This window comes from Microbulbifer mixtoriginis (SeqCode) (assembly GCF_052468275.1).
Window position 1 is genome coordinate 2,282,543 of record NZ_CP174341.1, and the last position, 19,369, is coordinate 2,301,911.

At 47.6% G+C, this 19,369-nt stretch carries 20 protein-coding genes and 1 tRNA gene; 16 read left to right on the forward strand and 5 right to left on the reverse strand.

All coding sequences use genetic code 11. The features are described from left to right. The first annotated feature begins 12 nt into the window (after positions 1 to 12). The 9 genes from ACJJIC_RS10065 to cyoD all read left to right on the forward strand — a co-directional run bounded on the left by ACJJIC_RS10065 (position 13) and on the right by cyoD (position 9,244). Positions 13 to 948, forward strand: a complete 936-nt coding sequence (locus tag ACJJIC_RS10065) for an ABC transporter ATP-binding protein (RefSeq protein WP_252085290.1) — start codon at positions 13 to 15, stop codon at positions 946 to 948. Next, complete coding sequence (locus ACJJIC_RS10070) at positions 945 to 1,718, forward strand: ABC transporter permease (RefSeq protein ID WP_444898621.1); 774 nt, start codon at positions 945 to 947, stop codon at positions 1,716 to 1,718. The genes ACJJIC_RS10065 and ACJJIC_RS10070 overlap by 4 nt, the downstream gene beginning before the upstream one ends. Before the next feature lie 8 nt (positions 1,719 to 1,726). Next, positions 1,727 to 2,557, forward strand: coding sequence for an NADPH-dependent 7-cyano-7-deazaguanine reductase QueF (gene queF, locus ACJJIC_RS10075; RefSeq protein ID WP_444898620.1), 831 nt, complete (start codon positions 1,727 to 1,729; stop codon positions 2,555 to 2,557). 292 nt (positions 2,558 to 2,849) lie between these two features. Next, positions 2,850 to 4,412 (forward strand): hypothetical protein, encoded by a 1,563-nt coding sequence (locus ACJJIC_RS10080; protein WP_445356847.1) that lies wholly within the window; start codon positions 2,850 to 2,852, stop codon positions 4,410 to 4,412. A gap of 85 nt (positions 4,413 to 4,497) precedes the next feature. Continuing rightward, positions 4,498 to 4,974 (forward strand): hypothetical protein, encoded by a 477-nt coding sequence (locus ACJJIC_RS10085; RefSeq protein WP_444885492.1) that lies wholly within the window; start codon positions 4,498 to 4,500, stop codon positions 4,972 to 4,974. Between the two features lie 217 nt (positions 4,975 to 5,191). Further along, the gene (locus ACJJIC_RS10090) at positions 5,192 to 6,226 is read left to right on the forward strand and encodes a ubiquinol oxidase subunit II (protein WP_444910060.1); all 1,035 of its coding nucleotides are present in this window, start codon (positions 5,192 to 5,194) and stop codon (positions 6,224 to 6,226) included. Beyond that, positions 6,223 to 8,298, forward strand: a complete 2,076-nt coding sequence (locus ACJJIC_RS10095; protein ID WP_444888549.1) for a cbb3-type cytochrome c oxidase subunit I — start codon at positions 6,223 to 6,225, stop codon at positions 8,296 to 8,298. The genes ACJJIC_RS10090 and ACJJIC_RS10095 overlap by 4 nt, the downstream gene beginning before the upstream one ends. Before the next feature lie 6 nt (positions 8,299 to 8,304). Next, positions 8,305 to 8,931, forward strand: a complete 627-nt coding sequence (locus ACJJIC_RS10100) for a cytochrome c oxidase subunit 3 (RefSeq protein WP_252085297.1) — start codon at positions 8,305 to 8,307, stop codon at positions 8,929 to 8,931. After that, the gene (cyoD, locus tag ACJJIC_RS10105) at positions 8,924 to 9,244 is read left to right on the forward strand and encodes a cytochrome o ubiquinol oxidase subunit IV (protein ID WP_252085298.1); all 321 of its coding nucleotides are present in this window, start codon (positions 8,924 to 8,926) and stop codon (positions 9,242 to 9,244) included. Before ACJJIC_RS10100 ends, cyoD begins: the two co-directional genes overlap by 8 nt. A 13-nt stretch (positions 9,245 to 9,257) precedes the next feature. Here cyoD and ACJJIC_RS10110 read toward each other — a convergent pair whose 3' ends face one another. Continuing rightward, positions 9,258 to 10,652 (reverse strand): adenylate/guanylate cyclase domain-containing protein, encoded by a 1,395-nt coding sequence (locus tag ACJJIC_RS10110; protein WP_445356848.1) that lies wholly within the window; start codon positions 10,650 to 10,652, stop codon positions 9,258 to 9,260. A gap of 241 nt (positions 10,653 to 10,893) precedes the next feature. On the opposite strand from ACJJIC_RS10110, the gene ACJJIC_RS10115 reads away from it, so the two are divergent. Further along, positions 10,894 to 11,460, forward strand: a complete 567-nt coding sequence (locus ACJJIC_RS10115) for a nitroreductase family protein (RefSeq protein WP_444910059.1) — start codon at positions 10,894 to 10,896, stop codon at positions 11,458 to 11,460. Between the two features lie 140 nt (positions 11,461 to 11,600). Then, a tRNA-Ser gene (locus tag ACJJIC_RS10120) sits at positions 11,601 to 11,688 on the forward strand. A gap of 150 nt (positions 11,689 to 11,838) precedes the next feature. Here ACJJIC_RS10120 and ACJJIC_RS10125 read toward each other — a convergent pair. Continuing rightward, complete coding sequence (locus ACJJIC_RS10125; protein WP_444924635.1) at positions 11,839 to 12,054, reverse strand: AlpA family phage regulatory protein; 216 nt, start codon at positions 12,052 to 12,054, stop codon at positions 11,839 to 11,841. Positions 12,055 to 12,623: 569 nt separating this feature from the next. Continuing rightward, complete coding sequence (locus tag ACJJIC_RS10130) at positions 12,624 to 13,235, reverse strand: hypothetical protein (protein ID WP_444910058.1); 612 nt, start codon at positions 13,233 to 13,235, stop codon at positions 12,624 to 12,626. Between the two features lie 433 nt (positions 13,236 to 13,668). On the opposite strand from ACJJIC_RS10130, the gene ACJJIC_RS10135 reads away from it, so the two are divergent. Both ACJJIC_RS10135 and ACJJIC_RS10140 read left to right on the forward strand, forming a co-directional pair. Then, a complete protein-coding gene (locus ACJJIC_RS10135; protein ID WP_444910057.1) occupies positions 13,669 to 13,953 on the forward strand; it encodes a D-Ala-D-Ala carboxypeptidase family metallohydrolase in 285 nt (94 codons plus the stop codon). A gap of 49 nt (positions 13,954 to 14,002) precedes the next feature. Beyond that, on the forward strand, positions 14,003 to 14,488 hold the full coding sequence (locus ACJJIC_RS10140; protein WP_445356849.1) for a 3TM-type holin: 486 nt from the start codon (positions 14,003 to 14,005) through the stop codon (positions 14,486 to 14,488). A gap of 28 nt (positions 14,489 to 14,516) precedes the next feature. Here ACJJIC_RS10140 and ACJJIC_RS10145 read toward each other — a convergent pair whose 3' ends face one another. After that, complete coding sequence (locus tag ACJJIC_RS10145; protein ID WP_444938707.1) at positions 14,517 to 15,197, reverse strand: hypothetical protein; 681 nt, start codon at positions 15,195 to 15,197, stop codon at positions 14,517 to 14,519. Between the two features lie 426 nt (positions 15,198 to 15,623). On the opposite strand from ACJJIC_RS10145, the gene ACJJIC_RS10150 reads away from it, so the two are divergent. Then, positions 15,624 to 15,848, forward strand: a complete 225-nt coding sequence (locus tag ACJJIC_RS10150; protein WP_445356850.1) for a hypothetical protein — start codon at positions 15,624 to 15,626, stop codon at positions 15,846 to 15,848. Positions 15,849 to 16,221: 373 nt separating this feature from the next. On the opposite strand, the gene ACJJIC_RS10155 is transcribed toward ACJJIC_RS10150, so the two are convergent. Beyond that, on the reverse strand, positions 16,222 to 16,461 hold the full coding sequence (locus ACJJIC_RS10155) for a hypothetical protein (protein WP_444910053.1): 240 nt from the start codon (positions 16,459 to 16,461) through the stop codon (positions 16,222 to 16,224). A 247-nt stretch (positions 16,462 to 16,708) separates the two neighbouring features. Between ACJJIC_RS10155 and ACJJIC_RS10160 the strand changes: the two genes are divergently transcribed. Next, entirely contained in the window at positions 16,709 to 16,882 is a 174-nt protein-coding gene (locus ACJJIC_RS10160) for a hypothetical protein (RefSeq protein ID WP_444910052.1), read from the forward strand. 422 nt (positions 16,883 to 17,304) lie between these two features. Beyond that, positions 17,305 to 19,269, forward strand: coding sequence for an aconitate hydratase (locus ACJJIC_RS10165; RefSeq protein WP_444910051.1), 1,965 nt, complete (start codon positions 17,305 to 17,307; stop codon positions 19,267 to 19,269). Positions 19,270 to 19,369: the final 100 nt, after the last annotated feature.

The following is a 19,369-nucleotide window of genomic DNA, read 5'->3' on the forward strand; positions in this document are numbered from 1 at the left end:
TAGGAATTCACAATGACCGCCGCGTTATCTATCCATAACCTGCAAAAAACCTACGAAGGCGGCTTCCAGGCCCTGAAAGGGATCAGCTTCGAAGTGCAGCCGGGGGACTTCTTTGCTCTGCTGGGCCCCAATGGTGCAGGTAAGTCCACTACTATTGGCATTATCTGCTCATTGGTGCGCAAGACTGCCGGTAGCGTGTCGATTTTTGGTGTCGATATCGACAGTGATTTTGCCGCTGCCAAGCGTCTTTTAGGCGTGGTGCCGCAGGAGTTCAATTTCAGTCAGTTTGAAAAAGTCTTCGATATTGTGGCTACTCAGGGGGGATTCTATGGAATGCCGCGCAAGTTGGCAGAGGAGCGCACAGAGCAATATCTGAAGCAGTTGGGACTTTGGGATAAGCGACACACCCAGGCGCGTATGCTGTCTGGGGGGATGAAGCGCCGCCTGATGATTGCACGGGCACTGATTCACGAGCCAAAACTACTGATTCTGGATGAGCCTACTGCTGGGGTGGATATCGAGCTGCGTCGCTCCATGTGGAGCTTCCTGGAGGAAATTAACGCTCGGGGTACCACCATTATCCTCACTACCCATTACCTGGAGGAGGCGGAGAGCCTGTGCCGCAATATCGCCATTATCGATAAGGGCGTTATCGTTGAGAATACCTCTATCAAGTCCCTGCTGAAGACTCTCAACCGCGAGACATTTATTCTCGACTGCAGCGAATACCTAAGTAAGGCTCCGGAGCTTACGGGGTTTAAATGCTGCCTGTTGGATAATCATTCCCTGGAAATCACTGTAGAAAAAGGGCAGTCACTGACAGAGGTCTTTGTCGAGCTCAAGGCCCAGGGCGTTACCGTGACCAGTATGCGCAACCGTGCCAACCGCCTGGAAGAATTGTTTATTTCCATGTTGTCCGAGGAAAAAGAAGAGGGGTTGGATTCGTGAGCGGTAAGTTGACCTGGATATCCTTCAGCACCATTTTCCGCCGGGAGGTGCGCCGCTTTATGCGCATCTGGCCACAGACCCTGGTGCCGCCGGTGATCACCATGACGTTGTACTTTGTGATCTTCGGCTCTCTTATTGGCAGCCGTATCGGGGAAATGGGTGGATACCCTTATATGGAGTTTGTGGTACCTGGGCTGATTATGATGTCAGTGATCACCAACTCCTATGGCAATGTCGTGTCCTCTTTTTACAGTGCTAAGTTTCAGCGCAGTGTTGAGGAGCTGCTGGTATCGCCCACGCCAAATTGGGCGGTGATGGCTGGCTATGTACTGGGCGGTGTTGCGCGTGGCTTGGTTGTAGGCCTGATTGTCACTCTAGTAGCGATGTTTTTTACTTCTCTCAGAGTCGAACACCTGGGAGTCACCATCGCTATTGTGTTTCTCGCATCGGCGCTATTCTCCCTGGCGGGTTTTATCAATGCGATTTATGCCAACAGCTTTGACGCCATATCGATTATTCCCACTTTTGTTTTGACCCCGCTTACCTATCTGGGTGGTGTTTTCTACTCCATCGATCTGTTGTCACCCTTTTGGCAAGGATTGTCGAAATTGAACCCGATTCTCTATATGGTGAACTCCTTTCGCTATGGAATCCTGGGCGTTTCCGACATTAATGTGGCCTGGGCATTTGTTGGGGTCTTGGTTTTTATTGCGCTTCTCGCCAGCTGGGGACTTTACCTGATGAGTCACGGCAAGCGATTGAGGCACTGAGGTTGAGTATGAGCAGAGAAGATTGGCAGAACCTCCCGCTGGGTCGGGAAACCGTTTACGAATCCAGCTATAACCCAGAGCTACTGCACCCGATTCAGCGATCCATTTCCCGAGCCCAACTGGGGCTGTCCGTTGGCGCCCTGCCATTTTTTGGGGAAGATGAGTGGTGGGGATTTGAGCTCTCCTGGCTCAATACCAGGGGCAAACCCCAAGTGGCGGTGGCGCGCTTCAGCTTTCCCGCGGAAAGCCCCTGTATGGTGGAGTCCAAGTCCTTCAAATTGTACTTAAACTCCTTTAACCAAAGCCGCTTTGATTCCTGGCAGCTGGTTCAGGATACCCTGGTGCGAGATCTAAGCGCTGCGGTGGGTATGGCTGTGGAAGTGACCCTGCTGGAGGTGGAAGATATCTCCCTGGATGTGCAGAGGCCGCAAGGGTTCTGTCTCGACCAGCTGGATATTGCCGTAGAGCAATACCAGCCGGACTCGACACTGCTGGCGCTGGAAGAGAGTGGTGTGGAGGTTACTGAAACTCTCTACAGCCACTTGCTGCGCAGTAATTGCCCGGTTACCGGCCAGCCGGATTGGGCGACGGTAATGGTGGAATACAAGGGGCCGATGCTGCAGCGCGAAGCGCTATTGGCCTATATTATTTCCTTCCGTGAGCATCAGGATTTTCATGAACACTGCGTGGAGCGGATTTTTTGCGATCTGCAAAACCTTGCGGACTTTTCCGAGTTAACAGTTTGTGCCCGCTATACCCGCAGGGGAGGGCTGGATATCAACCCGCTGCGCTCCACCCGTATTGAGAAGCCTCTACCGCCGCGCTTCGCCCGTCAGTAAATTATTGCTAATACAGGTGATATTGGTCTCAGGTATTTCTGTGGCCAATATCGTCAAATCCCACAGCATTAAAACACTCCGGCCTTAAATCTTGTGTCACACGTGGCGTTGTTCCCTCTTGGGCTAAGCTTTCCTGGATAGCTTTTTGGGTGCAGGTGTATTGGATGTAGCCTATCAATGGGCCTGTACAGTTACATTAGTGGCTATTCACTTTTCTTGGCTCGATAAAAAGTAAATAAGCTGCAATTGGTGTATCGCCAATGATTTACACAGATCCATAGGCCCCCTAGATATGGAAATCCAAACACAGTCTCCAGCGCTACCCGCTGTGCTTGTGGTTTTCATCCAAATTATTTCCTCCACTCCCGCCAATGCCCAGGTTTATGTTGAAGCCGATCAATTGATGAAGGTGATCGAAGCGCAGCAGCGCCAACTCGAGGCACAGGAAGCGCAAATCCGACAGCAAAAGGCTGATCTAGAGGCTTTGCGGCAACAGGTGGAGGAGCTGCGCAGGGCGAGGCCCCCAGAAAATTCCCCGGCTGTGCCAGTTCCGGCAGTACCAATGCCGTCAGTTCCTCCATCGAGAGAATACAGTGAGCCTGTGGATAGCGTTGCGCTCGATGATTTGCGCGATCAATTAGAGCTCATACGCAAAGATATCCCGCCTGGCTCCCTACCGCCCCCTCGGGCCAGGGGAGACCCAAAGCATCCGGAACAGACAGATATCGAAGAAATCATTTCCAGTGTACCGACCGACTGGCCGGGGTCTATCCCTGTGCTCGGCAGTCGCACTCGAATAAAAATTAATGGCTTCGCCGAGCTGGATGCTAACTATGACACCGGCGCCATTGTCAGCCCGGCTGAGTTCACGACCAGTGCTATTGTCACCAGCAATAGAACCGCAGCGGAGGGTGAGGATGGTCAGACCAATGTTTCCGTTCAGGTATCGAGACTAGTGCTCAAGTCAAGAACGCCCTGGGGCGGTCGTTTAATCGAAAATGAATTTTCTATGGATTTCCTTCGCGATCCGACAGTCAGTGAGCCTTTGCTGCGTCTGCGCAAAGCATACGGCCAGGTCAGTGATATTTTGCTGGGCGGAGATTTACGGCTGGGCCTCGACTGGTCCACGTTCAGTAATTTAACCGCCTCACCAAACACCCTGGATTACGAAGGCCCCAACTCTCTGTTAGCGCTCATGCGTCCGGTTGCACGTTGGAGCCGTAAATATGATCCAACTCTCACCCTGCAGGTCTCCCTGGATGCGCCAACCGATCGGGTTTTTCAGAATGCACTGGAAGTGTCTCGCTGGCCGGACTTTGTGGTAGCGGTTATTTCCCAAACAGACCGCATTAACTTTCAGGGCAGTTTTATCCTGCGGGACCTGCGTGGCAGTGGGGAACCACAGTCTGCCGTTTCGGATACCGGATGGGGTATCAATATAAGTGGCGTGATTGATATGCCCGGTAGGCTTGCGCCGGATTTTGCCTCCTACTCCTTTAGCTATGGCTATGGCTATGGAAGCCTTCTGGATGATGAGCCCCCCGACGCGAGCTATGACTTCGTCAATAATCGGCTGGAGGCAATTCCAACTCTGGGTTGGTATCTGGCTTATCAACACTGGTGGAGCCCGTGCCTCTATACCGTGGCAACCTATGGGCTGGTACATCAGGACAACCTGGATTTCCAGCCGGGCTCCTCATTTTATCAAACCCAATACAGCAGTATTAATCTGACCTGGACCCCGACGCCGCATTGGCTGTTTGGCGTTGAGGCCCTTTATGGAACCAGGGAGGACAAAGATGGAGCCTATGGTTCAGTCTGGCGGACCCAGTTCACCAGCCGCATCTCGTTCTAGTGGTTTCAAATGTGCGATATCAATAATGTTGCGCTTTATTTTGCTATGCGGTTTTTTAACCTCCTGTAATTCACCGAGAACAGTGGTGACTGACACTTGGCATTCGCCGCTGGTTGCAGAGCGCTCGCTGGGAAAAACTTTGGTCCTGGCCTTTACCTTGGTTCCTCGCCCAATAGTTGGTATCTATGTGGAGAGTATTTGGGTGGAGCAGTTGGGCCGCTATGGCGTGAATGCCCTCTCATGGAGTGATTTTGCGGCCGATGGCAAGGTTCCCACGATGGGGGAGCTGGCTGATGTCCTGGCTGAATATCAATTTGACACGCTATTGGTGACACAGTTGATCAGCTTTAAACAACTGAACAGGAATGTTTCAAACTCTCAAGTGGCCATTGTCGAAACCCGTTTATATTTTGCGCCATCGGAAGAGGTGTATTGGTCCCTGGAATCTGAAAGTTTCCTGGCGAACTATATGATGGGGGAAATTCGCCGTCCTAGGGAGGGAGATGCCCTGGAATATGTGGAAACAGTGATTCAACAAATGATGAAGGATGGTGTTTTCTAGGCGCTGATGCCATCGTTTCATGGAGTTGGTCACCACAAACCATTTCCTACTGCGGGGTAGGTGAAGTTAAAACATAATTTGTTCAGCTATTCTGGTGAGAAGAGCCGTACGGAAGAGTGTGCTGAGCACCTGATGTGGTTTATGTGTACGGTGAATTTTTTGTGGCGGGTAATCTGATAGGAATGCCTGCTGAATCCTAAGGTCGGTAGGCATTGCAATGGATTGGAATACCGTGGCCCCTGTCAGGTTTGTGCAATACTGGGTTCGCTACTGGGGATGTATTGAGCACCGATCCTTCTGGTTAGTATTCCTTCTTTTCGCATTTCTTTTTCTTTTTTTGATTCCCTCTTCAAGCTCTGCCACTGAAAGTTTTCTGATGCCTTTGGGGCCCGTTGCCCATGAACAGAAAACCCATTTTTTCTGGGCGACAGCACTTACCATGGTAGCGGTGCTGCCCGTGTTTATTCTGGTGCCAGTTATTCTCTTTAAATATCGCCGTAAGAAGGGAAAAGGTATTTATGCGCCCAAGTGGGAATCTTACGGCCCTTTGGAAGTCGTCATGTGGGGTGTTCCCTTTATGGTGATTTTTGTTCTCTCTTTTATGCTTTGGCGCGCAACCATTGCTCTGGACCCCTATGAGGAAATAGAAGGCGTATTTCCTCCTGTCCAAGTGCAAGTGGTGGGACTGGACTGGAAGTGGTTGTTTATCTACCCAGACTTAAAAATTGCCACAGTAGGTGAACTGGTTGTTCCTGTACACACTCCGGTCTCCATGGTTTTAACCAGCGATACCGTGATGCAGTCTTTTTGGATTGCGGCGTTAGCGGGGCAGATCTATGTGATGCCGGGCATGACCACACGACTCAATTTTATTGCGACTAAGAATGGTAAAACCCAGGGTGAAAACACCCAATATACCGGCAAGGGATTTACCGAGCAGAAATTTGATGTATTGATTAAAAGTGAAGAGGATTTTCAGGCCTGGGTGGCGCAGGTCCGCGCCAGGGGGATTGAGCTGGATGCTCAGACCTATAATCGCCTGGCTGAAAGAAGTACCCGCAAAGAGATGCAGAAGCAGTTGGCCACGCCTCAAATGCCCAGCAATGCCCTCTATTTTACCATTGCCGATCCCGAGCTATTTCAAGGCATTGTTATGCGATATCACTCGGGCAAGCCCCTTAGTATGGAAGAGCAGCCCGGCACGGTGAAGTTTGGTCAGGGTGAGGATAAAACAGAGGGTGCGCAGCCATGAATATTACCGACTATGGCTGGCTGGGAAAGCTGGGCTGGGATTCTATCGTTTTCAGTAAGCTGTTTACCGATTTTTCGGTGAGTGAAGTGGTGGCCAGTACAGCTGGTGCCATTGTTGTTTTTGCCACCATCGCCATCCTCGCTCTACTGACCTGGTTTCGCGTATGGGGCACTTTGTGGTCTGAATGGCTGACCAGCACAGACCATAAAAGAATTGGCATCATGTACATAGTCTTTGCCCTGGTGATGATGACCAGAGGACTGCTGGAAGGCATGGTGATGCGGGCACAGCAGGCTGCTGCCCCAGATGGTTTCCTCTACGCAGATCACTTCGCTCAGCTATTTAGCACCCACGGCACTATTATGATTTTCTTTGTTGCCGTGCCTTTTGTTGTGGGTCTGGTCAACTTTGTAATGCCATTACAGATTGGTGCTCGCGATGTTGCTTTCCCAGTACTTAACCAGATTAGCCTGGCGGTCACCGTGTCTTCTGGGATTCTGTTGATGGTCTCGCTGGTGGTGGGGGAATTCTCTACTGGGGGCTGGTCTGCTTACCCGCCTTATACGGGGGCGGACTTTAATCCCGGCGTGGGACCAGACTACTGGGTGTGGGCGATTGTATTTTCCGGGGCCGGTACCACTCTTACGGGGATTAACTTTACCGTCACCATTTTAAAATGCCGTGCTGCGGGCATGAAATTTTTCCGTATGCCCATGTTTTGCTGGACGGTATTGTGTTCCTCCATCTTGATGATTTTTGCTATGCCGCCACTCAGTGTTGCGGCGTTAATGCTTGGTTTCGACCGCTATTTGGATTTTCACTTTTTCACCAATGATCTCGGTGGCAATATGATGAACTATGCCAATTTATTTTGGCTGTTCGGACACCCGGAGGTCTATTTGTTGGTACTGCCGGCATACGGTATTTTTTCTGAGGTGTTCTCCACTTACTCCGCCAAGCGCCTATATGGCTACAAGTCATTGGTAATTGCCACCATGTCTATTGCCGTATTGAGCTTTACCGTGTGGCTTCATCACTTCTTTACCATGGGGCAGAGTCCCACCATCAATATTGTATTTGGTATCGCCACCATGCTGATCGCGGTGCCAACCGGGGTCAAAGTCTACGATTGGATGGCGACGATGTATCGCGGGCGAATTCGTTTTACCACTCCAATGATTTACGCCATCGGATTTTTGATTTTATTCGTGATCGGTGGATTGTCTGGAGTGATTCTGGCGAACCCCACGGTAGATTTCCAAGTACACAATACCCTGTTTTTGGTGGCGCACTTCCATAATGTGCTAATTCCAGGAGTGCTATTTGGTTTGCTGGCCGGATATAACTACTGGTTCCCCAAGGCGTTTGGTTTTCGCCTGGATGAGCGCTTGGGTAAGTGGTCGGCATATCTTTGGGTAGCCGGGTTTATGCTCACTTTCTTTCCCCTTTATGGTGCAGGATTACTGGGGATGCCAAGGCGCTCATTCAGCTATATGGATCTGACTTTCAAGCCCTACATGGTGGTGGCTTTTATCGGGGCCATGGTGGTGTTATGCGCATTGATCAGCCTGGTATTGCAGTTGCTGGTCAGTTTACGGGATCGCAAGAAAAATCGTGTTCCTGTGGGGGACCCTTGGGATGGGCGCTCTCTGGAATGGTCGATCCCAGCCCCTGCACCTTCCTACAATTTTGCGGAACTGCCGAGGGTAACGGACCGGGATGAATTTAATGAGGCTAAGGAGCAGGGGCGTGCTTATTTACCGCCAAAAGTCTATCGGGATATAGAGATGCCCAAGAATAACCCTTTGGGATTTATTCTATGCGCTCTGAGCGGCATCCTGATGTTTGCATTGGTCTGGTACATGTGGTGGTTGGCCCTGATTTCTGTTCTGGCCATTATCATTGTGGTGATCGCCTCTACCTTCCGCTGGGACAGTGAGCAAATTATTCCGGCGAGCCAGGTACAGCAGGATACGGAGAAATGGCTGACGCTAGTGAAAAATACCGAACCGGTGGGCAGGGATCTGGAAAATACTCCGCAAAACCATGGCTACGCTAAGTTGGAGCATTAGTTACCGATGAACGGGAATTCATCAGCGCTAAATAAGGGGATGAGAGAGAGCCCTGGAGCCATTCATAAAGACCCGGATATGGTGATCTTTGGATTCTGGGTTTTTATGATGAGCGACCTGATTTTTTTCGGGGTCGTTTTCGCTATCTATATCACCATGATTGGTGCGACCGCAGGCGGCCCTGGTCCCAGAGAGCTATTTGATTTCGGCAGTCTTTTTGCGCAGACCATGTTGCTACTCACCAGCAGTCTCACTGTGGGGATAGCCACTATCACCATGAAGCACCAGCGCAGCCAGGGCAGTTTCCTGTTTTGGGTGGTGGTGACTTTACTGTTGGGGCTGGGCTTCTTAACTCTTGAGTTGCTCGATTTCTCTGAAATGGCAGCCAAGGGAGGGACGCCCCAGCGCAGCGGATATCTATCAGCCTTCTTTGGTTTGGTGCCCCTACATGGTTTACATGTCAGCTTTGGCTGCCTGTGGATGCTGGTCATGATCGCACAGGTACTTACAGTGGGCATGACTGATTTGGTGAAGTTGCGCTTTTTACGGTTGGCGCTGTTCTGGCATTTCCTGGATTTGATTTGGATTGGGATTTTCTCAGTAGTTTATTTTGGTGGCTGGGTCTATGGCTGAAAAATCCGGTTTTTCCGCACATTTGCGCACCTATCTTACCGGGTATGTGCTGTCGGTTGTGTTTACGTTGGCTGCATTCTGGGCGGTACTGGCTCTGGGTAAGGAATACAAGAGTGTACTTATATTGGTAGGTTTGCTTGGGGTAGCCCAATTGGCGGTACAGCTCAAATGCTTCTTGAATGTTACAACGCAAAAGGAAGGGCGGGATAACCTGGCTCTGATCCTTTTTTCAACGCTGATTTTACTGATTATTGTCTTGGGGACTGCCTGGATCATGGGGAACCTGGCAATGAGAATGCATACCACAATGTGACGGGTCCCTAAGCTCAGATAATCACTTTGCTTTTAAGGCTGGTTGTGGCTTTTTCCAGGGATTGCAGTACCTTGACCTTGTCGTAGTTGCGAATCTTATCCAGGTCTAGGTGCATAGAAAAGCCTGGGGCGTGCTCCTCCAGGTAACTCTGCTGTCCGCCGAGATTCTTGCGCAAGTCGGTGACTTGGTAGACTTTAACCGGGGTGCTGATGCCCTTCACCGTAATATGCCCTTTGTCTCGGCACATAACAGTGTGCTTGATCATTGCCCAGGTCTCATGGCTAATCAGGATTTCCCCCGGCTGTGCTGCGCCTTCCAGGCGGGAAGCCAGGTTCACGTGGGTGCCCATTACGGTGTAAGACTGGTAGTTGGCTGTGCCGAAGATACCCACGGTGCAATAGCCAGTGTTAATGCCCATGCGCACCTGCAAAGGGCGTGAGATCCCTTTGTTGTACCACTCCTGCTTCATTTCCCGCACCCGCTTGCGCATCGCCAAAGCCATAGCCACACAGCGTAGGGCGTCGGATTTGGGGCCCTTACTTTCATCATCCCCAAAGACCACCATCACCGCATCGCCGATAAATTTGTCGATGGTGCCCCCATACTGGCCTGCGATTCGGGCCATCTCCGAGAGGTAGTTGTTGAGTAGGAGGGTAAAGGTTTCCGCTTCGAGCTCTTCGGTCAACTGGCTGAAATCTTTGATATCGGAAAAGAACACCGTAAGCAGCTTGCGCTGGGTAGTCAGTGCTTCTTCATCGCCGGTGGTTACGGAGCGCCACAGGCGTTGTGGCAAATACTTGGAGAGTTTGTAAGAGCGCACCTTGCTTACGCGCTGCTCTGTTGCCAGGGCGTGGTTGGCTTCCTTGAGCTTGCCAATCTGGCGGTGAGTAAAAAAGGCATAGGCACAGAGGTAGACCAGGATACCAATCAGGCTCATGGTGCTTATGGTGAGGTCGGCGTTAATCAATAATGCCGGCCTGTGCATCAGGTAACCCAGTACCACGCCGACTAAAAGGCCGGTGTTGTGCTCAAACCACTGGCGCCCCCCTCCCAGGGAAAGCGCATTGAGTTGAACCATCGTAATGAATAACAGAGATGGCAGCATGCTGAAATTAGCCAGGGCAACGGTAATGCCTACCAATACGGTATCGGAAAATCTCAGGATGCGACGGGTTTTATAAGCCTTCTTATCGCGGGATCTGTAGAGTATGAATTGAGCAAAAGTGCAATAAGCCAGCATAAAAGCCGCTGCACCAACATTGAGCAGTTTGTCCGGTTGCCAAGAAGATGACCACTCGATTGCAGTTACCAGGGTTCCCGCAGCCGCAAAAAGAATTAGGCAGCGAAAATAAGTCGAGTAATGAGGGCTGATATTTCGCCCTTTGTTCCCCTCAAGCTGGTCCTGCATTTGTGGTTATCTTTTTGTCCGTTAAGCAGTAATAAACAAACCGCAGGCAGGCCACAGATTGGTCCCGGAAAGTTCTGGGAGCAAGTGGTTGCGCAGTGATTTACTGGGCGAAGTGTACTCCTACAAAAGCCAGATTGCTAAAAAACCGATGCCTGTACAGGGTTTTTATGTAGGGCGTACGTATGCGCTGCGCAGATGGGTTAGGGTACACTCAGCGCTCAGTCAGTAAATGGAGAGAACGATGGATGCCCTGACCGCCCTGCATAATAGAGTTTCAACGGGCAAGCTGGTCGAGCCTGCACCCAATGAGCAGCAGCGGCAAAATATCTTTCGCGCAGCACTGCGAGCAGCGGATCACGCCTGCCTACGCCCCTGGCGGTTTCTAATGGTAGAGGGCCAAGAGCGCGAGCGCCTTGGGGAAATATTTCTAAAAGCGGCTGAGCAGTCTGAAGGTGATCCCCTAACTGAAGCTCAGCGTCAACGTACCTTGGCGATGCCCCTGCGCGCCCCCTTGATTATTGTGGCAATTACACGGTTACAGGAACACCCCAAGGTTCCCCACCTGGAGCAACATATGTCCACAGCAGGGGCGGTGCAGGCAATGCTCACAGCCGCCTATGCCGAAGGGGTGGGTGTTTACTGGCGCACCGGACCATTAGCCCATAATCCCCAGGTTGCCCAAGGTTTGGGTTTGGCTGAAAATGAGCGAATTGATGGGTTTATCTACTGTGGAACCCCCGATAAAGCGGCACGCCAGGCACCGGATTTACAAGTGGATGATTTTTTTTCACAGTGGAAAGCAAATTAGTACTTGCACAACCGGAAACATTTGGGTAAAGTGCGCGCTCTCTCGATGAGACAGCAGCTATCTTCCTGATTTCCTTGAAGATTTTGCTAAAGAGGGAGCTCCTCTGAAAAGAGGATTGCCCTCGCAGAGGGTGACAATTTGGTGAGGTGTCCGAGTGGCCGAAGGAGCACGCCTGGAAAGTGTGTATGTCGAAAGGCATCGAGGGTTCGAATCCCTCCCTCACCGCCATATTTTAAAGCCCGGCTGATGCCGGGCTTTTTCGTTTCAAGAATCTTCAGTCTCCTGTCAGGCCTCCGCTTTGCTCTTTAACAGGCAATTATTCAATGATGGCCGTAGATAGAGAGCAGCTCGGCTTCGACCTAGCATTATGTTCTGCTATTAAATCTTGATTTCCTGGCTTTTGCAGCCCACGGCTTCTGGGTCTATTTGTCGCTGATGAGGATAGCTGCCCTCTTTAATCATTCGGTAAATGCTGTTGCGCTTATAACCTGTAGGTCCTTCGACTTTATGTCTGCGAGGTATGCTGCGAGATTTTCTAGATATTAAGGTTGATGCCATTACATATCCCTCACCATAGTAATTTTTATTGCTCATGCCACAAATAAATGTAATTCCCTCTGTATATTGCGCATTGGGGCAGCAAGCGAAGGTGCCAAGTATTTGGGCAATTGTTGTTCTCGTGGCATACCAATCGCTGACATGCTAGGCAATGTAGGTTGTCAAGCAATAAAGGTAGAGCACATGGAAAAGTAATAGAAACCGCTCTACGAGTTACGCCGGAAGATAGCACTGAACATTCATATAGAGGCTGAAAGGGTTTATTTGGTAGAGATCCACAAATCAAAGAAGGTCCCGCTTATACAGTCCGCCTAAGAGCTTAAGCGAGTTCTCTTAGTGGCAGGCCAGGAGCAAGAAGTCGGTGCCCATCCTGAATACTTCCACGCTGGAAGGCCTGTGAAATGCAACTGATATAGCGTTCAAAATCTACACCCGCACTGCAGTGATAATCCAGAAGCAGCAGTTTTTTGTTATCACCCTGGCGATTAAAGAATAGCTGGGGAATCACCAAGTTCGTATAGAGGTATTGTCGGACTTAAAGGTGGCAGTTGTGAGGATTCAGCTGCTTTCCCTGAAGTTGGGAGGTAAGGTCAAAGGGCTAAAACTTATATTTGGGGTACAATGGATTGTCTATTATTAGAGTCTGGTTCGCCCTTCTCTGGCTTGGTTCTTGAATCAATAGTATGCATTATCATTCCTGCTGGCATTTCAGAGAACCAGTTGGCGATCCTATATGATTTGGATTTGTATAAGTTTTCGGATTTATGCCAGTTATTCTCTTCCATTTTCCAAGCTATAGCGGCAATAAGTAGTTTTCCTTCAATACCAAGTTTTGAGCCATAACCAGACACTACATACTCGGAGTTTTCGAGATCTAACTCTATATTGTAGTTCGCGCTAGCAACCCTGATGGTTATGTTAAGAAAGTCTGGGTTACTCTGAGATTTTTCTGTAATAAATCTTACTGATTGACCATCAACAGATAAATCTGCCTGTATGGATGCGTTAGATTCTTCTACTTGAAACTGCGCTCTATTTGTGAGTTGAACTAAGTCTGAGCGAGAAATATCTTTATTGGCTATTGAACGTTCGGATACGGATTTTAGCGAATTATAATTCGAATCCTCTAATATGTTATCCATGCTTTTATTGGCGAATGTATTACTTGAAGAAAATAAGTTAATTATTAATGTAAAAATTATCGGGTAGGTCCTCATTGGTCCTCTCCATTTTTTGATTAGGCGGCGATGTAAAATTTAATGTGAGGCGAAGTTAATATGTCAAGCGGTAAACCTATGCTGGCAGTTTAATAAGCAATAAAAGTTAATGTGGTGCCATATTGGCAAGTAGAAAACCTTTGGCTTTCTCTTTGTCAGAACTATATAGAAGCCCCATGCTGGGATAAGTACGAAATTCCTTTGCTAAATGTCCATAAATTCCCTGAATGCGGGATTTTTTGTGCCAGTTTGGCGAGTTGAAATTTAAGTCAGTGTATATGGTTGTATAAATATACAGTTGTATATATTGACAGTGTGTGAGGGCGGGGGTTACTATACCCATAGCTGCTCTGGTTTTCATGCAGCGACCGTTCATCCTTTCTTAAGCCGGCCCCCCAGCCGGTTTTTTTATGTCTAAAATTTGAGACTGCCAATGTCCCAAAAAGACTACTTCACAGAGCCGGAGTTCGCCTGTTGTTGTGGCAAAAACCATTTCAAAGATGAAACGCTCAATCGCCTGATTAAAGTCAGGGAGTGCCATGGCAAGCCAATAGTCATTAATTCCGGTTTCTGCTGCCCAGCACATAATGCCCGTGTTAATGCCACCATGACTCATGCTACCGGGCAGGTTGTCGATGTGCAGGTGGCTTTAGGAAGAGCCTACCGGTTAATCCAAATAACCCAACAGGAAGACTTCACCGGTATAGGGTTAAAGTAGAAGGGAGCATTTAAAAGGACGATTCCTTCACCTGGATGACCTTGAATCTATGCCAGGCGAGCGCACCTGCCTCACAGAGTGGAGTTACGATCCGCTAACAGCAATTTTTGATGCAGGCACAATGGCTATTGAGCGCAGTTGGCCTGACCCGGTTAAATGTGCTGGGGAAGTACAGAAGCTGAAGGAGCTCAAGCAAAGGGACAGCTTGGTAGAGCTAAATATTCAAATTCAATTGCTTCTCGGACAGCTGGAGGTCAACAAAGCCGAGGCCCAGCATAAAAGCATATTTGTCGCTGGCTGGCGTCCCTGGATTGGATGGGTTGGGGGCTTGGCCTTCGCTTATCAGTTTGTTTTATATCCATTGCTGTGTTGGGTCTGGGCCCTCTACAGTGCTAAGGGTTCAATACTTACAGGGGTGACTCCACCGCTAGTGCTAGAAACTGGTGCGCTGTTCTCGATGATAGCGGCCATGCTCGGAATGGGTGCCATGCGTTCATATGATAAAACGCATGGTACTCAGACGGACAAACTATAAATAGTGATTTTTAAGGGTTGTCAGTTAATCAAGCTTCACTTTTGGGTTTATAGTTTTCCCAGATTTCAGGGTATCTTTCCCAAGGAGGAGCTTCAGGACTGAACGCGCTATCAGAGTTAGCGGCATCTTGATACCAAAACTGTATTCGTTTCATGAAATCTGCGTCATTCCTGTTTCTATAGATAAATCTAATTTCTGCATATGTAATTACACGGTTTTTTAAACCATTACCGAAGTCATACTGATACATTGTTTTTCTTTCAAATGGAAATTTTGCTTCTACTAAACCTTCACCTTGTCCTGGTTTGGTAATTACGGCATTCCAATCCATATCATAGTCTATTGCAAAATGTATGAAGTGATGGTGTTTTACTAAGAACTCGATTCCAGCTTTACTCTTTCTTCTGAACCTTTTGTTGTCTTCAGATTCCTCCCCTGTTTGGGGTGGCTCTGTACTGGAATCATCTGATACAACACATTTATATTTTTCTTTACTACGACAGAAATTATTAAAGTCTTCATTTAAGTAATTACAATCGTGTACAGCAGTGCCGGTTAGTAATTGATCAAGCCATGCGACCGTGTTTTTGCTGGCAAAATCCTGCATGGTTCTTTGCGTTAGCTGTTGAATTAGCCTCGCTCTACTTCCCGAAAACCCATAAAAAAAGTCTCCAGAACAGTATCTTCTCCATGGTTCAGCGAATGGCATAGTGACTCTCCTTGTAAAAGCACCACTAGGTGGCATGAGTAGACTTTTATACTAACTAAATAACCTTGCTCTAACATGAACAATCTACTTGGATATCGCTTGGCTGGTTTTAAGTTTTGGACATAAATTTTTAGATTTTGGACCTTTTTTAAAGCGAGGGATGTCGAAATATGGGCACTTAAAGGACTATAATCGAAGTCCCTTTTGCCCTCAAAGCAAACCTTCTATCAATCAAATTTCGTAGAAAATTAATTCTGCTTGGTAAATCCTATGACCCAAGCAGCAGAATGTTGGCATCTTAGCAAAAGCATAATTATTACCCAAATTGCCAGCATTATCTTATTGGTGGCTGGTTTTTTCATGTAGGGTTCTTATGTTGAGAAAGGGATAACCGCCAACACCCAGGCAATTCAGCATGAATCAGCTATGCACGTTCTGGGGCAAAAACACATGGTTGAGTTTAAGGGCGACATTCAAACCAGGCTCCAGCGCATTGATAGCAAGTTGGAGCGGTTGATTGAGCAGGCCACAAAGCTCATTGAATTGGTTCTGGCTGACAAAGAGCTAGGCCAATTCTTTGAGGCAACACAGCAAACAATCAACAATTGGAAGAATAAGCATCCCGAACTTTTTGAGTCAAAAAAAGGGTAAGAATTTAGCTGATGCCAACTAGCGGAGAGCCTCTTTCGAATTATAGCTATGAGACCGTAAAGAACATGCAGTACAACAGCAATTCTATCATTCAGGAATATACAGAGTGCTACCCTCCAGACGCTACAGCTTGTTTAGTCTGGCCTCACAATCATTCATTGGGTGGCTCAGTTCCAGAATGAGCAGGCTGGTAAATAGTACAAGCCGATTCCCTGTGAGTGTGAAACTCCCAATAGATGTTTGAGGCTACAGCAGGTTTGTTACCTCACCTGCTTACATCAGCAGAGGTATTTGTCTTGGTTGGTAGCTTGAGGGGTTAAAGAAATAAGTCTTGGCGTGGCATTGAGGGTCAGCGAATATTTTACTGTCACTCTTACTTACCACAATACTCTTCAAAATCATCTGAGGTGTTTGGAAAATCAGCCTTCTCTGCCAGCTCCCATGGGCGTTCACACGCGTTTGTTTTTGCGCACCAAAGGTAGCCAGCTGAAGCTATACATCCATGTTTATCCTTATCTGAGCCTACACCAGGGCTAGGATCTCCAGAATTTTCTGAAGAACATCCCATTAAAAGTAGCATCAGAGTAAAGCTAGTAAGCTGCAAATATTTCAATATAAAAATCCTCGTTAAGTTAAAAATTGAGACACTGGTTAAATGTGTGTGGAAATCTAGGGTGAAGAAGTTTCTTATGATCATAAAATGATAGTTTTGTACTATTCCAGCCAATAGTAGCAGAAGTGTATCCAGATACCATTTAGTGGCTGGATGAACGGCAATCTACTTCTGTTAGAGGAATGTCTTGTGTATGACTAAGTATGCAATAGTGGTTGTATGTTCGATGAGCATGTAGGGGTTGCACTTGACTCTTGATTTGGGTGCTGAGATTGTGTTGGATTCTTTCTTTTTGCCCTTTACTGGCTGTCTGGTCAGCCTATCTAAAGTTTTTTTTATGATATTGATTTTCAGGCTCTTGCCAACTGATTATTGGCCAGCAGTTGAACGCTTGTTCTTCTTGGGGTTTGGTTCTTTATAAGCCTTCTTCTTAAGGTTAAATAGAATAATGATCTTTTTCTTAAGTTAGGAAGTGGAGGTTTGTTGAGACTTTTTTTATAAATTTATGGCTTTAAATATTTAAGGACGGTATTGCTAAGGTTTTCTATTTCTGATTTCGTTGATGAATGCTGATTATTTTAATTGGGTGAAGCTGCACATTGGTTTTTTGTGCTTGTAATGCCCATTTATTGGATTTTGGTTCTAGGTAATAGCTGCTGAATAGGTTGTTATATTTGTGATTTTAATTTAAGAAATTTCACATGGCTTATCTTTTAAATATCATTAGAGGTTCGCCTTTTACTTAATTTTCTCCAAAACTGCTAATTTCTATTCAAGCAGATTAATATCTAATTAAAGCGCTTTTGTTATTTCCAATTAGTCTTCTCGAAAGCGGGTGGTGGTTTGAGCAGGTTAAATCTTGCTGAAAAGTTGATTGAGAGTCATTTGATTAGTGGGAAAATGGTTCCAGGGGAGGTTTTGCAGCTCAAAATTGATCAGGTTCTCAGTGAAGATGCCACGGGTACATTGGTCATGCTAGAGCTTGAGGCTCTGGGGGCTAGATCTGTAAAAGCTGAGCTTTGTGCGCAGTATGTAGATCATAACCTTCTGAAGGCAGACCACAGAAATGGGGATGATCATGTTTTCCTGGAGAGCGCCTGTCGAAAATTTGGACTTTGGTATTCGCGCCCCGGAAACGGAATTAGTCACCCTGTACATATGTCTTGTTTTGGAATTCCTGGCAAAACAATGCTTGGAGCTGATAGTCATACCTGTGCTGCAGGTTCACTTTCCATGCTGGCAATGGGCGCAGGGGGAATTGAGATTGCTTTGGCGATGATAGGGTGTCCACTCACCTTGGTCATGCCGAAAGTTTTAGGGGTGTATTTGGAGGGTAATCTGCAGTCATGGGTAAGTGCAAAAGATATTATTTTGGAGCTTTTACGTAGATACACCGCTAGTGGCTGTTGGAATAAGATTGTTGAATATCACGGACCCGGATTAAAAAACCTAACCGCTATGGATCGGCATGTTATTGCCAATATGGGGCATGAGATGGGGGCTATAACCAGTGTTTTCCCGGCTGATGATCAAGTTAGGTTTTTTCTTCGCCAGCAGTCTAGAGAGGAAGATTTTACGGAGCTGAGCGCTGATGAAGGTGCTACTTATGATGAAGAGGCCTTTATTGATCTGTCCGAGCTCGAGCCAATGATTGCTTGCCCTTCGCGACCAGATAAGGTGGTGAAAGTTAAAGAAGTTAGCGGCAGACCAGTCTCCCAGAGCTATATTGGGTCTTCTGCAAATCCCGGATTACGTGACTTCTCTATACCGGCATTAATAGTGAGTGGTCGTCATGTGCCAGATAATATGTCTTTCGATATAAACCCCTCCTCACGCCAAGTGCTACATGGTCTGATCCAGAGCGGTGATCTCGAGAGGTTAATAGGGGCGGGTGCTAGCTTACATGATACCGGTTGCGGCGGTTGTATTGGGATGGGGCAGGCCCCAGCGAGTGGTCATAATAGCCTCAGAACGGTACCGCGCAACTTCCCTGGCCGCTCAGGGACCAAAGAGGACCAGGTTTATTTGTGCAGCCCAGAAACCGCTACTGTGAGTGCGCTCACTGGGAAAATTACAGACCCAAGAGAAATGGATATGGAATATCCCGTTTATGAAGAGCCGGAAACCTTGTTGGATATGCGACCGCTGATGGGGGCCCCGCAAGAAATTCCTGTAAAAGTGGAGTTAAAAAAAGGGCCCAATATTAAAAAGCTGCCAGTTATGGAGAAGATGCTTAGCGTGATTGATGGGCCGGTTATTTTGAAAGTAGAGGATAATGTCACTACGGATGACATTATTCCCGCTGGTGCAGAGGTATTGCCAATGTGGTCAAATATCCCAGAATTGAGTCGCCACACCTTTTCCAGAATTGATAACTCCTTTTATGAGCGAGCGAGAGAAATTGAAGAGGATCTATTTCTTGTAGCGGGGCACAATTTGGGGTATGGATCTGGACGAGAACATGCGGCAATTACTTTGCGCTATTTAGGTATTCGTTGCGTCATCGCTAAAAGTGTTACTTTGCCCTATAGGAAAAACCTTATTGATCACGGAGTATTGATATTGACTATGGGGAATGAGAGTGATTATCAGTTTTTTGGTGAGGGAGATAGGCTTCAGTTTTTTGATCTTGCGAGTCTCACTGGTGATAATACGTATTTGGAGCTTAAGAATCTTAGCCGCAATAAAACGATATGGTTAAGGAATGACTTATCTGATAGGGAAGTTGAGGTAATTAAGTTTGGCGGAAGGATTAACTACATCAAGGGTGTTTCTGGTGGATTATTAGAAGGTGGTGGAATATTTTAATTACAATTGTAGGTTTTGTTGGTAGGTTGGCTTATCAGAAAATTGTATACTTATCAGGATAAGCGTTTAGAAGTGTTGTTACTTTTTCGGGTTGTTTTTT

Excerpts from the sequence above, each read along its gene's own strand:
- ACJJIC_RS10065 (WP_252085290.1), top strand. The coding sequence starts at position 13 with ATGACCGCCGCGTTATCTATCCATAACCTGCAAAAAACCTACGAAGGC.
- queF (WP_444898620.1), top strand. The coding sequence starts at position 1,727 with ATGAGCAGAGAAGATTGGCAGAACCTCCCGCTGGGTCGGGAAACCGTT.
- ACJJIC_RS10080 (WP_445356847.1), top strand. The coding sequence starts at position 2,850 with ATGGAAATCCAAACACAGTCTCCAGCGCTACCCGCTGTGCTTGTGGTT.
- ACJJIC_RS10090 (WP_444910060.1), top strand. The coding sequence starts at position 5,192 with ATGGATTGGAATACCGTGGCCCCTGTCAGGTTTGTGCAATACTGGGTT.
- ACJJIC_RS10095 (WP_444888549.1), top strand. The coding sequence starts at position 6,223 with ATGAATATTACCGACTATGGCTGGCTGGGAAAGCTGGGCTGGGATTCT.
- ACJJIC_RS10100 (WP_252085297.1), top strand. The coding sequence starts at position 8,305 with ATGAACGGGAATTCATCAGCGCTAAATAAGGGGATGAGAGAGAGCCCT.
- cyoD (WP_252085298.1), top strand. The coding sequence starts at position 8,924 with ATGGCTGAAAAATCCGGTTTTTCCGCACATTTGCGCACCTATCTTACC.
- ACJJIC_RS10110 (WP_445356848.1), bottom strand. The coding sequence starts at position 10,652 with ATGCAGGACCAGCTTGAGGGGAACAAAGGGCGAAATATCAGCCCTCAT.
- ACJJIC_RS10115 (WP_444910059.1), top strand. The coding sequence starts at position 10,894 with ATGGATGCCCTGACCGCCCTGCATAATAGAGTTTCAACGGGCAAGCTG.
- ACJJIC_RS10125 (WP_444924635.1), bottom strand. The coding sequence starts at position 12,054 with ATGAGCAATAAAAATTACTATGGTGAGGGATATGTAATGGCATCAACC.
- ACJJIC_RS10130 (WP_444910058.1), bottom strand. The coding sequence starts at position 13,235 with ATGAGGACCTACCCGATAATTTTTACATTAATAATTAACTTATTTTCT.
- ACJJIC_RS10135 (WP_444910057.1), top strand. The coding sequence starts at position 13,669 with ATGTCCCAAAAAGACTACTTCACAGAGCCGGAGTTCGCCTGTTGTTGT.
- ACJJIC_RS10140 (WP_445356849.1), top strand. The coding sequence starts at position 14,003 with ATGCCAGGCGAGCGCACCTGCCTCACAGAGTGGAGTTACGATCCGCTA.
- ACJJIC_RS10145 (WP_444938707.1), bottom strand. The coding sequence starts at position 15,197 with ATGCCATTCGCTGAACCATGGAGAAGATACTGTTCTGGAGACTTTTTT.
- ACJJIC_RS10150 (WP_445356850.1), top strand. The coding sequence starts at position 15,624 with ATGCACGTTCTGGGGCAAAAACACATGGTTGAGTTTAAGGGCGACATT.